Origin of the sequence: Isoptericola sp. NPDC060257, assembly GCF_042726645.1 — a bacterium.
Classification (GTDB): Bacteria; Actinomycetota; Actinomycetes; order Actinomycetales; family Cellulomonadaceae; genus Isoptericola; species Isoptericola nanjingensis.
This window is the reverse complement of sequence record NZ_JBHXAW010000123.1, coordinates 1-11790: the sequence shown is the minus strand read 5'-3', so window position 1 is coordinate 11790 and position 11790 is coordinate 1. Positions and strand designations below refer to the sequence as shown.

General features: G+C 75.9%; 13 protein-coding genes. 9 read left to right on the top strand and 4 right to left on the bottom strand.

The window, feature by feature from the left end:
- Window positions 1-48 precede the first annotated feature (48 nt).
- Both ACFWEK_RS11810 and ACFWEK_RS11805 read left to right on the top strand, forming a co-directional pair.
- A complete protein-coding gene (locus ACFWEK_RS11810; RefSeq protein WP_430554165.1) occupies window positions 49-1092 on the top strand; it encodes a hypothetical protein in 1044 nt (347 codons plus the stop codon).
- Window positions 1085-1957, top strand: a complete 873-nt coding sequence (locus ACFWEK_RS11805; protein ID WP_430554164.1) for an SDR family NAD(P)-dependent oxidoreductase — start codon at window positions 1085-1087, stop codon at window positions 1955-1957. The genes ACFWEK_RS11810 and ACFWEK_RS11805 overlap by 8 nt, the downstream gene beginning before the upstream one ends.
- 34 nt (window positions 1958-1991) lie before the next feature.
- On the opposite strand, the gene ACFWEK_RS11800 is transcribed toward ACFWEK_RS11805, so the two are convergent.
- Window positions 1992-2777, bottom strand: a complete 786-nt coding sequence (locus tag ACFWEK_RS11800; protein ID WP_430554163.1) for an LLM class F420-dependent oxidoreductase — start codon at window positions 2775-2777, stop codon at window positions 1992-1994.
- A 34-nt stretch (window positions 2778-2811) separates the two neighbouring features.
- Complete coding sequence (locus tag ACFWEK_RS11795) at window positions 2812-3603, bottom strand: methyltransferase domain-containing protein (protein WP_430554162.1); 792 nt, start codon at window positions 3601-3603, stop codon at window positions 2812-2814.
- Between the two features lie 76 nt (window positions 3604-3679).
- Between ACFWEK_RS11795 and ACFWEK_RS11790 the strand changes: the two genes are divergently transcribed.
- A complete protein-coding gene (locus ACFWEK_RS11790) occupies window positions 3680-4126 on the top strand; it encodes a VOC family protein (protein ID WP_430547411.1) in 447 nt (148 codons plus the stop codon).
- A 10-nt stretch (window positions 4127-4136) separates the two neighbouring features.
- On the opposite strand, the gene ACFWEK_RS11785 is transcribed toward ACFWEK_RS11790, so the two are convergent.
- Window positions 4137-5120: a quinone oxidoreductase family protein gene (locus ACFWEK_RS11785; protein ID WP_430554161.1), complete on the bottom strand. Its 984-nt coding sequence runs from the start codon at window positions 5118-5120 to the stop codon at window positions 4137-4139.
- A gap of 10 nt (window positions 5121-5130) precedes the next feature.
- On the bottom strand, window positions 5131-5748 hold the full coding sequence (locus tag ACFWEK_RS11780; protein ID WP_430554160.1) for a DUF1684 domain-containing protein: 618 nt from the start codon (window positions 5746-5748) through the stop codon (window positions 5131-5133).
- Window positions 5749-5839: 91 nt separating this feature from the next.
- Between ACFWEK_RS11780 and ACFWEK_RS11775 the strand changes: the two genes are divergently transcribed.
- From ACFWEK_RS11775 to argF, 6 genes are all read left to right on the top strand, one after another.
- A complete protein-coding gene (locus ACFWEK_RS11775; protein ID WP_430554159.1) occupies window positions 5840-6358 on the top strand; it encodes a GNAT family N-acetyltransferase in 519 nt (172 codons plus the stop codon).
- A gap of 65 nt (window positions 6359-6423) precedes the next feature.
- Entirely contained in the window at window positions 6424-7512 is a 1089-nt protein-coding gene (gene argC / locus ACFWEK_RS11770; protein WP_430554158.1) for an N-acetyl-gamma-glutamyl-phosphate reductase, read from the top strand.
- A complete protein-coding gene (gene argJ / locus ACFWEK_RS11765; RefSeq protein WP_430547416.1) occupies window positions 7509-8690 on the top strand; it encodes a bifunctional glutamate N-acetyltransferase/amino-acid acetyltransferase ArgJ in 1182 nt (393 codons plus the stop codon). Before argC ends, argJ begins: the two co-directional genes overlap by 4 nt.
- Window positions 8687-9631: an acetylglutamate kinase gene (gene argB / locus ACFWEK_RS11760; protein WP_430547417.1), complete on the top strand. Its 945-nt coding sequence runs from the start codon at window positions 8687-8689 to the stop codon at window positions 9629-9631. Before argJ ends, argB begins: the two co-directional genes overlap by 4 nt.
- Entirely contained in the window at window positions 9628-10917 is a 1290-nt protein-coding gene (locus tag ACFWEK_RS11755) for an acetylornithine transaminase (protein ID WP_430554157.1), read from the top strand. Before argB ends, ACFWEK_RS11755 begins: the two co-directional genes overlap by 4 nt.
- Window positions 10917-11790 (top strand): ornithine carbamoyltransferase (argF, locus tag ACFWEK_RS11750; protein ID WP_430554156.1); only part of this gene is annotated, 874 nt, incomplete at its 3' end. The genes ACFWEK_RS11755 and argF, both read left to right, overlap by 1 nt.

Below are 11790 nucleotides of genomic sequence, written 5' to 3'. Positions count from 1 at the left end.
CCGCCCCGACCTGGTCCTGGCCGACATCCGCATGCCGGGATCCCGTCGGTGCTCCCGGCCGCCCCGGGCGGTCGCGGCCTCACGCCCGAGCAGCGGGCCCGCCGGTCGGTGGCGCGCGCGCTCGCGGAGGCGGGCCTCGTCGAGGTGCTCTCCTACCCGTTCGTCGGCGAGGCGGACCTCGACGCGCTCGGCCTGCCCGACGAGGACGTGCGCCGCACCACGCTGCGCCTCGCCAACCCGCTGGCCGACGACCGGCCCTTCCTGCGCGCCGACCTGCTCTCGACGCTGCTCGAGACCGCGCGGCGGAACGTCTCGCGCGGGCTGCCCGACGTGGCGGTCTTCGAGATCGGCCTGGTCACGCGGCCGACGCCGGGCACCCCGGCCCCGCCGCAGCTGCCGGTCGGCGTGCGGCCGTCGGACGACGACCTCGCGGCGCTCGTCTCCGCCGTCCCGGACCAGCCGCGGCACGTCGCGGGCGTGCTCACCGGCCGGGCGGTGCCTGCCGGCTGGTGGGGCGACGGCCGTGCGGCCGACTGGACGGACGCCCTCGACGCCGCCCGCCTCGTCGCGGAGCGGGCGGGCGCGGAGGTCGTGGTCCGGGCCGACTCCGGCACGATGCCGTGGCACCCCGGGCGCTGCGCGGCGCTGGCGCTGGCCGACGGCGCCGTCGTCGGGCACGCGGGCGAGCTGCACCCGAAGGTGGTCGAGGCCCTGGGCCTGCCGGCCCGGGCGGTGGCCTTCGAGCTCGACCTCGGCGCGCTGATCGCCGCCGGCGGGAGCGTGCCCGTCGTGGCCGAGCCGGTGTCGGCGTTCCCCGCGGCGAAGGAGGACTTCGCGTTCGTCGTCGACGCGGACGTGACGGCCGACGCCGTGCACGCCGCCGTCGTCGCGGGCGCGGGCCCGCTGCTGGAGGACGCGCGACTCTTCGACGTGTTCACCGGCGAGCAGGTGGGCGAGGGCAAGAAGTCGCTCGCCTACTCGGTGCGGCTGCGCGCCGCCGACCGCACGCTGACCGCCGACGACGTGCGCGCCGTCCGCGAGGGGGTCGTCGCCGCGGCGACCGAGCGCGTGGGGGCCGTGCTGCGTGGCTGAGTCGGCACCGTCGGCCCGGCCCGTCGAGCCTCGGCCCGCCCGGACCGCGCTGGTCACGGGCGCGAGCCGCGGCATCGGCCGCGCGGTGGCGCTCGGGCTGGCGCGGGCCGGGCTGGACGTCGCCCTCGTCGCTCGGGACGCCGCCCGCCTGGCCGAGGTCGCGCGCGAGGTGCGCGACCTCGGCCGGACGGCCCTCGAGCTGCCCGCGGACGTCACCGACACCGCGGCGGTGGCGGCGGCCGTGCGGGCCGTGGAGGGGTCCCCGGCCGACGGCGGGCTGGGCGCCGTGGACCTGCTGGTCAACAACGCCGGCCGCATCGACGCCGAGGTGCCGCTGTGGGAGGCCGACCCCGACGAGTGGTGGTCGGTGCTCGAGACGAACGTGCGCGGGCCGTTCCTGCTGGCCCGGCACGCCGTGCCGGGGATGCTGACGCGCGGCGGCGGGCGGGTCGTCGACCTCAACAGCGGTGCCGGCTCGCACGACAACGCCGACGCGACCGCCTACAACGCGAGCAAGACCGCGCTGATGCGTCTCGGCGCCGGCCTGCACGCCGCCGGCCACGACCGTGGCCTGCGCGTGCTGGAGGTCGCGCCCGGCGTCGTGCGCACGGACATGACGGGGTCGATGCGCGCCCACGAGGGGCGGACGGAGTGGACGCCCGTCGAGCGGACCGTCGACCTGGTGACGGCGTTCGCGCGCGGCGACCTCGACGCCTGCTCCGGCTGGTTCGTCCGCGCCTCGCACGACACCCCGGAGTCGCTGGTCCGGCTGGCCGGCGCGGCCACGGCGCCCGCCGCGCGCCGGCTGCGCGTGCAGCCGGCGGCGGACGACGACCCGCTGGCCGAGGTGCTCACCGGGCGGTGACCCTGGCACCCCGGCCGGGGCGCGGGCGGGCGGTTCAGCGGCGCTCGTCGCGCCAGCGCACCCACTGCTCGACGAGGGACAGGTCGTAGCCTGGCCCGCCCGTGCCGATCGTGAACAGCGTGGCGCCGGCGTCGAGCAGCTTCTGCCCGACCTCCTCGGGCGGCGCGCCCACGCCGACGGACCGCTCCACGAGGGTCGCGGTGTCGCGCCCGACGGCCTCCCCGTGCTCGTCGAGGATCGCCGACTTCCGGGTGAGGGTGTCGACGTCGCCGAACGAGTGCCACACGTCGGCGTGCTCGGCCACCAGGCGCAGGGTCTTCTTCTCGCCCCCGCCGCCGACGAGGATCGGGATCTCGCGCGTCGGCGCGGGGTTGCCGGCCGCGAGCCGGGCCTTGATGCGGGGGAGCGCCGCGCCCAGGTCGGCGATGCGCGAGCCCGCCGTGCCGAACTCGTAGCCGAACTGCTCGTAGTCCTTGGCGAACCAGCCGGCGCCGATGCCGAGGATCAGCCGGCCGCCGCTGATGTGGTCGACCGTGCGGGCCATGTCCGCGAGCAGGTCGGGGTTGCGGTAGGAGTTGCAGCTGACGAGGGCGCCGATCTCGACGCGCTCGGTCTGCTCGGCCCACGCGCCGAGCATCGTCCAGCACTCGTAGTGTGCGCCGTCCGGGTCGCCGGTGAGCGGGAAGAAGTGGTCCCAGTTGAAGATCACGTCGACCCCGGCGTCCTCGGCGCGCCGGACGGCGTCGCGCATCTGGGCGTAGTCGGCGTGCTGCGGCTGGAGCTGGACGCCGATGCGGATCGGGTGGGTGGTGTCGGTCACGGACCGAGCCTACGGCCGTCCGTGCCCGCCGCCTTCAGGCCGTCCGCGTGGCGACCGCGAAGACGCGCCGGAAGGCCAGGGGAGTGCCGAAAGGGCGCCTGGGATAGGCCTCGCGCAGGGCGGCGCCGAGCTCGGCGTCGAACCGGGCGCGCAGTTCCGTGCCGTGCGCGGCGTCGTGCGCGTCGAGCGCGTGCAGCACCGGCTGGGCGCCGGTCGCCGAGATCCACCGCAGCACGGGGTCGTCGCCGTCCAGCACGTGGGTGTAGGTCGTCTCCCAGGCGTCGACCGACCAGCCCGGGCCGGACAGGAGCTCGAGGTACTCCGCGGGGTCGCCGACCGCGCGGCGCTCGAGGGGCCCGACGGCGGCGGCGAAGGGCGCGCGCCCGGCGACCTCGCGCAGGGTGCGGTGGCTCGGGGCGTCGTGGTTGCCCGGGACGGAGAACGCGAACGTCTGCCGGGCCGTCGCGGCGAGAGCGGGGAGCAGCTCGCGGTGGCCGGGCACCCACTGCAGGGTGGCGTTGCTGATCACCAGGTCGGCCTCGGGGGCGGGACCGCGGCCGGCGGCGTGGTCGCGCACGTCGGCGAGCTCGTAGCGGCTCTCCGGGTCCGCGGCCCGCGCCTTCTCGATCATCGCCGGGGAGGCGTCGAGCCCGACGAACGCGGCGTCCGGCCACTGCCCGCGCAGCACGGGGGTGAGGTGCCCCGGGCCGCAGCCCAGGTCGACGATGCTCGCCGGGTCGCGCACGACGCGCGCGACCAGCTCGCCGAACGGGCGCGACCGCTCGTCGGTGTAGCGCAGGTAGGCGGAGGGGGACCAGTCGGCCATGACAATTCCTCTCGATATCAAGTTTCTTGATGTCAAGAGACTAGCGTGCGCGCCCCCGCCGCGCCACGCTGGGGTCATGGACGCCGGTGAGGACGCCGAGACCATCCCCGCGCCGCCCGGGCGTGGCGACCAGACCCCCGCGACGGTCGTGCCGTACCTCGCGGTGCGCGGCGCGGCGGACGCCATCGACTACTACCGCCGGGCCTTCGGTGCGCAGGAGCGGTTCCGGATCGAGGACGACGGCGTCGTCGGGCACGCCGAGCTCGCCGTCGGCGGCGCGACGATCTACCTGTCCGACGAGTGGGAGCAGCTGCGCGTGCACAGCCCCGCGACGCTCGGCGGATGGTCGGTGTCGCTGGCGATCGAGGTCGAGGACGCCGATGCGTTCGTCGCGCACCTCGTCGACGGCGGGGCCCGGCTGGAGCGGGGCGTCGACGACGGGCCCGAGGAGGGCTGGCGCAGCGCGTGGGTCGTGGACCTCTACGGGCACCGCTGGCACGTCTCGAGCCCGACGGCGGGCTGACCGCCGCCGGTCAGGGGACCAGGAGGACCTTGCCCGTCGTGGCGCGCCCCTCCAGGGCGCGGTGCGCCTGCGCGGCGTCGGCGAGCGGGAGCCGCTCCCCGATCCGGACGTCGAGGTCGCCCGCGGCGGCCGCCCCCAGCACCTCCGACGCCCGCCACTCGAGCTCGCCCCGGGTGAGGAGGTAGTGCCCCAGCGTGGGCCGGGTGAGGTAGAGCGACCCGCCGGAGTTCAGCCGCTGCGGGTCGAACGGCGGCACCTGGCCGGACGCCCCGCCGAACAGCACGAGCGTGCCACGCGGCCGCAGCGACGCGAGCGACGCGTCGAACGTGGCGCGTCCCACGCCGTCGTACACGACGTGCACGCCGCGGCCGTCGGTGAGGTCGCGCACGACAGCGGGCAGCTCGGTCGCGAGGTCGTCCATCGCCGCGTAGTCGACGGTGTGCGCCGCGCCGGCCGCCGACGACAGGGCCGCCTTCTCGGGCGAGGACACCGTCGTGATGACGCGCCCGCCGCGCGCGACCGCGAGCTGGGTCGCGAGCAGGCCGACGCCGCCGGCCCCGGCGGTGAGCAGGACGTCGTGGCCCGGCCCGACCTCGAAGGTCGACGCCACGAGGTAGTGCGCCGTCATCCCCTGCAGAGGCAGCGCGGCGGCCGTGACGAGATCGAGTCCCGCGGGGACGCGCACGGCGTTCGCGGCGGGGACGACGGTGAGCTCGGCGTACGACCCCGGCGCCTCGTTCCAGGCCACCTCGTCGCCGACGGCGAAGCCCTCCACGCCGTCGCCGAGCGCCTCGACCGTCCCGGCGCCCTCGACGCCCACGACGTGCGGGTAGCTCATCGGGTAGACGCCCGCCCGGCGGTAGGTGTCGATGAAGTTGACCCCCGCCGCCGCGACGCGGACCAGGAGCTCGCCCGCGCCGGGCGCGGGGTCGGGCTGCTCGACGTACTCCAGGACCTCGGGACCACCCGCCGCGCGGGCCACGACTGCGTGCATGCGTCCGAGCCTACGCAGCCGGGGGCGGGTCCAGCCTCTCGCCCGCGCGGACGGGCACGTCGACACGGTTGCCCGCCGGGGCCAGCGGGCAGGTCCACGCCGGGTCGTAGCGGCACGACGGGTGGTAGGCGAGGTTGAGGTCCACCACGACGAGGCCGTCGCGCCCGCCGAGGTCGGCGCCCTTCGCCGTGTCGAGCAGGTACCGCCCGCCGCCGTAGGTCTCGTCCCCGGCGGTGCCGTCGCGCAGGGGGACGAACAGGCCGCCGCCGTACTGCGCGAGCCACCAGGCGTCGAGCGTCCCCACGCCGGGGAGCTCGAGCACCCCGACGCGCTCCATCGTCGTCGTGCCGTCCGCGCCCGTGTCGAGCTCCAGCCGCGCCGCCGGCGCGGGGCGCAGCGGCACCTCGAAGCGCAGCGCCGGGTCGTAGGGCCAGGAGGGGAGCCCGGTCGCCCGCAGCGGGTCACCGGCCGGCAGCGGGCTCTGCGGGTGGTCGCGGAAGAGTGCGTCGCGCCCCGCCCGCCACGTCGCGTGCCCGCTCGCGGGGTCGGGCGCGGCGCGGACCGCGGCGTACAGCTCGGCGACGCGCCGCCGCCAGTCGGCGAGCTCGACGGCGGTGCCCGCCGTCACCGGAGGGCTCCCGCGTCGGGCGCAACGGTGGGCGCAACGGTGGGCACGGCGGTGGGGAGGGCGGTCACGGCCTCGACCCTATGCTTCGCCTGTGACCCGAGACACCCGCGCACCGTTCACGATCCGTCCCGCGACCGAGGGCGACTGGCCCGCCCTGTGGCCGACCATCGAGGCGGTGGTGCGTGAGGGCGAGACGTACGTCTACCCGCTGGACCTCACGAGCGAGCAGGCGCGGGAGATCTGGATGGAGCGCGCCCCGGGCGCGACGGTCGTGGCGGAGGCTGCGGACGGCACGCTGCTGGGCACGGCCAAGATGGGGCCGAACCGGCCGGGCCACGGCGACCACGTGGGCACGGCGTCGTTCATGGTGTCGCCCGCCGCGCGCGGGCGCGGGGTGGGCCGGGCGCTCGGCGAGCACGTCGTCGCCTGGCACCGCGAGCAGGGCTTCCGCGGCATCCAGTTCAACGCGGTGGTGGAGTCGAACGAGGTCGCGGTGCGCCTGTGGCGGGCGCTCGGGTTCGAGGTGGTCGGCACTGTGCCGGGCGCCTTCCGCAGCCCGGCGCACGGCTACGTGGGGCTGCACGTGATGTACCTGCCGCTCGTCGCCTGACCCGAGGCGCCCGGGGCGCGAGAAACAGGTTCCGGCGCATTGCATAGGTATGTATAGTGCTGCATATGGTCAGCACTGAGTCGCGCACGTTCCGTGTCGCCGTCGCCGGTGCCTCCGGGTACGCCGGGGGCGAGTTCCTGCGCCTCGCGGCGCGTCACCCCGCGCTGGAGGTCGGGACGCTCACGGCGCACTCGAACGCCGGCGCGCGCCTCGGCACGCTGCAGCCGCACCTGCGCTCCCTCGCGGACAGGGTGCTCGAGCCGACCACGCCCGAGGCGCTCGCGGGCCACGACGTCGTCGTGCTCGGCCTGCCGCACGGCGCGTCCGGCGAGATCGCCGCGCAGCTGCCCGACGACGTGCTCGTGCTCGACCTCGGCGCCGACCACCGCCTCGCGTCCGCCGCCGACTGGGAGCAGTTCTACGGCTCGGCCCACGCGGGCACCTGGCCCTACGGCCTGCCCGAGCTGCTCCACGCCGACGGCGCGGGGACGGTCACCGGCGCGCAGCGCGACCGCCTGGCGGGCGCCCGCCGGATCGCGGTGCCCGGCTGCAACGTCACGGCCGTCACGCTCGGCCTGCAGCCCGGCGTCGCCGCCGGCCTCGTGAGCCCGGCCGACGTCGTCGCGGTCCTCGCCAACGGGTACTCGGGCGCGGGCAAGTCCCTCAAGCCGCACCTGCTCGCCGCCGAGGGCCTGGGCTCCGCCGTGCCGTACGCGGTGGGCGGCACGCACCGGCACATCCCCGAGATCGCCCAGAACCTGCGTACCGCCGGGGCGCCGGAGGTGTCGATCAGCTTCACCCCGACGCTCGTGCCGATGTCGCGCGGCATCCTCGCCACCGTCACGGCCCGCCTCGCGCCGGGCCACGAGGACGCCACCGCCGCCGACGTCCGCGCCGCCTGGGCCGAGGCCTACGCGAACGAGCCGTTCGTCGAGCTCCTCCCGGAGGGCCAGTGGCCGACGACGGCCGCCACCCTCGGCGCCAACACGGCCCTCGTGCAGGTCGCGCTCGACGCCGCCGCCGGGCGCGTCGTGACCGTCACCGCCATCGACAACCTGGTCAAGGGCACCGCCGGCCAGGCGGTCCAGGCCATGAACCTCGCCCTCGGCCTGCCGGAGACGGCCGGCCTCGTCACCGAAGGAGTCGCACCGTGAGCGTGACCGCAGCGCAGGGGTTCCGGGCCGCCGGGATCACGGCCGGCCTCAAGGCCTCCGGCACCCCCGACCTCGCCCTGGTCGTCAACGACGGCCCGCAGCACGCGGCCGCCGCCGTCTTCACGAGCAACCGTGTGGTCGGCGCGCCGGTGATGTGGTCGCGCCAGGCGATCAAGGACGGGGTCGCCCGCGCCGTCGTGCTGAACTCGGGTGCCGCGAACGTGTGCACCGGCCCGGGCGGGTTCCAGGACTCGCACGCGACGGCGGAGAAGGTCGCCGAGGTGCTCGGGATCGGTGCGATCGACGTCCTCGTGGCCTCGACCGGCCTCATCGGCGTGCGGCTCGCGGCGGAGAAGCTGCTCGCCGGGATCCCGGTCGCGGCGGACGCGCTGGGGCCGGACGAGGAGTCGGGCACGAGCGCGGCCACGGCCATCATGACGACGGACTCCGTCCCGAAGACCGCGGTGCGCACGATCGAGACGCCGTCCGGCACCGTGACGGTGGGCGGGATGGCCAAGGGCGCGGGCATGCTCGCTCCCGCGCTCGCCACGATGCTCTGCGTCATCACGACCGACGCCGTCGTGGACGCCGGGACCACGGACGCGGCGCTGCGCGCGGCGACCCGCACGACGTTCGACCGCGTCGACTCCGACGGCTGCATGTCGACCTCCGACACCGTCGTGCTCATGGCGTCGGGCGCGTCCGGCGCGACGCCGGACGACGCCGCGTTCGCCGAGGCCGTGACCGCGGTCTGCGCCGACCTCGCGCGCCAGCTCGTGGCGGACGCGGAGGGCGCGTCCCACGACATCGCCATCACCGTCACGCACGCGACGACCGAGGACGCCGGACTGGCCGTGGCCCGGGCCGTGAGCCGGTCCAACCTGGTCAAGGCCGCGATCTTCGGCAACGACCCCAACTGGGGCCGCATCCTCTCGCAGGTCGGCACGGTCCCCGAGGAGGTCGCGCCGTTCGACCCGCTGGAGCTCGACGTCAGCGTCAACGGCGTCATGGTGTGCAAGGCGGGCGGGGCGCACGAGTCGCCGGAGGACGTCGACCTCGCCGCGTCGCGTGACGTGTCGATCACGATCGACCTGCACGCCGGCGACGCCGAGATCACGCTGTGGACCAACGACCTCACCCACGCGTACGTCCACGAGAACAGCGCGTACAGCTCATGAGCAGCGACGTCGTGAACGGGCTCGCGCCCGAGCAGAAGGCCGAGGTGCTCCTCGAGGCCCTCCCGTGGCTCCAGGAGTTCGCGGGCGCGCTCGTCGTCGTCAAGTACGGCGGCAACGCCATGATCGACGACCGGCTCAAGGCCGCGTTCGCCCAGGACATGGTGTTCCTGCGCCAGGTGGGGCTGCGGCCCGTCGTGGTGCACGGCGGCGGCCCGCAGATCAACGCCATGCTGGAGCGCCTGGACATCCACAGCGAGTTCCGCGGCGGCCTGCGCGTCACGACCCCCGAGGCGATGGACGTGGTGCGCATGGTGCTCACCGGCCAGGTCTCGCGCGAGCTCGTCGGCCTCATCAACGCGCACGGCCCGCACGCCGTCGGCATGTCGGGGGAGGACGCCGGGCTGTTCCGTGCCGCCCGCCGGCACGCCGTCGTCGACGGCGAGCCGGTCGACGTCGGCCTCGTGGGCGACGTCGTCCAGGTGGACGCCGGGGCCGTGCAGGACCTGCTCGACGCCGGCCGCATCCCGGTCGTGTCGACCGTCGCGCCCGACGTCGACGACCCGACCCAGGTGCTCAACATCAACGCCGACACGGCAGCCTCCGCGCTCGCGGTGGCGCTCGGGGCCAGCAAGCTCATCATGCTCACCGACGTCGAGGGCCTGTACACGTCGTGGCCCGACAAGGACTCCCTCGTCGAGGAGATCTCCGCGCCGGACCTCGCCGCCCTCCTGCCGAGCCTGACGTCCGGCATGGTGCCCAAGATGGAGGCGTGCCTGCGCGCCGTCCAGGGCGGCGTGCCCCGCGCGACCGTGATCGACGGCCGCCAGCCGCACTCGGTGCTCCTGGAGGTCTTCACCACCCGCGGCAACGGCACGATGGTCGTGCCCGCGCCGACAGCCACCACCACCGATCCCACAGCGAGCAAGGAGGCAGGCGCGTGAGCGACACCCTGCAGTCGGTGAGCGGCGGCGCCCTCGCCGACGCCTCGAACGCCGCCTGGACCGACCGCTACACCCACGCGGTGATGGACACGTTCGGCCCGCCCCAGCGTGTGCTGGTGCGCGGCGAGGGCGCCTACGTGTGGGACGCCGACGGGCGTCGCTACCTCGACCTGCTCGCCGGGATCGCGGTGAACGCGCTCGGCCACGCCCACCCCACGCTCACGGCGGCGATCAGCGCGCAGCTCGGCACCCTCGGGCACGTGTCGAACTTCTTCGCGACGCCCACCCAGATCGGCCTGGCCGAGCGTCTGCTGCACCTCGCGGGCGCCCCCGAGGGCTCGCGGGTGTTCTTCACCAACTCGGGCACCGAGGCGGTGGAGGCGGCGTTCAAGATGGCGCGCCGCAACGCCGGCGACGACGGCACCCGCACCCGGGTCCTGGCCCTGGAGGGCGGCTTCCACGGCCGCTCGATGGGCGCGCTCGCCCTCACGGCGAAGGTCGCGTACCGCGAGCCGTTCGAGCCGCTGCCCGGCGGCGTCGAGCACGTGCCGTTCGGCGACACCGCCGCCCTCGACGAGGCGTTCTCGCCGGAGGCGGTCGCGGAGCGGGGTGGCGTCGCGGCGTTCGTCGTGGAGCCGCTGCAGGGCGAGGCCGGTGTGCGGCCGCTGCCCCCGGGCTACCTGGCGCACGCCCGCCGGCTCACCGCCGAGGCGGGCGCGCTGCTGGTGCTCGACGAGGTCCAGACGGGCGTCGGCCGCACGGGCTCCTGGTTCGCCTTCCAGCAGCCGGAGATCGGCGGTGGCGTCGTGCCCGACGTCGTCACCGTGGCCAAGGGCCTGGGCGGCGGCTTCCCCGTGGGCGCCGCGATCGCGTTCGGCGAGCGCGCCGCGACCCTGCTCGGCCGCGGCCAGCACGGCACCACGTTCGGGGGCAACCCGGTCGCGGCGGCCGCCGGCCTCGCGACGCTCGGCGTCATCGAGCGCGACGGCCTGCTCGAGAACGTGCGCCGCGTCGGCGCCGTCCTCGCCTCCGAGATCGAGGCCGCGGGCAACCCGCTCGTCGCCGGAGTGCGCGGGCGAGGGCTCCTGCTCGCCGTCCAGCTCACCCGGCCCGTCGCGGCCGACGTCGCGGCGGCCGCGCTGGAGGCCGGCTTCGTCGTCAACGCCGTCGCCCCGGACGCGATCCGCCTCGCGCCCCCGCTGATCCTCACGGCCGACCAGGCGCGCGACGTCGCCCGGTTCTTCGCCGCCGTCACCGTCCCCGCCTCTGCCGACAGGGAGTCCTGATGCCCCGCCACTTCCTCCGCGACGACGACCTCACCCCGGACGAGCAGCGGGAGGTCCTCGAGCTCGGCATGGCGTTCCGGGAGGACCGGTTCGTGCGCGCGCCGCTCGCGGGCCCCCAGGGCGTGGCCGTGCTGTTCGACAAGCCGACGCTGCGCACGCAGGTCTCGTTCTCGACGGGCGTCGCCGAGCTCGGCGGCTTCCCCGTGATCGTGGACGGCCGGCTCGCCCAGGTGGGCGTGCGCGAGTCGGTCGCCGACGTCACCCGCGTGCTCGACCGCCAGGTGTCCGCCATCGTGTGGCGCACGTTCGGCCAGGACCGGATCGACGAGATGGCCGCCGTCTCGCGCGTCCCGGTGATCAACGCCCTCACGGACGGGTTCCACCCGTGCCAGATCCTCGCCGACCTGCTCACGGTGGCCCAGCACCGCGGCGGCATCTCCGCCCTGGCCGGTCAGCGGCTCGCCTACGTGGGCGACGCCGCCAACAACATGGCCGCGTCGTACCTGCTCGGCGGCGTCACCGCCGGCCTGCACGTCGCGGTCGCCGGGCCGGAGGGCTACCTCCCACCCGAGGACGTCGTCGCCCGCGCCCGGGAGATCGCCGCCACGACCGGGGGCTCGGTGACCGTCACGACCGACGCCCGGGCCGCCGTCGCCGGGGCCGACGTCGTCGCCGCGGACACCTGGGTCTCCATGGGCGACGAGGGCGAGGCCGCCGAGCGGCTCGCCGCCCTGGACGCCTATCGCGTGGACGACGCGCTCCTGTCCGGCGCGGCCGACGACGCGATCTTCCTGCACTGCCTGCCCGCCTACCGCGGCAAGGAGGTCACGGCCTCCGTGATCGACGGCCCCGCGTCCGTCGTCTGGGACGAGG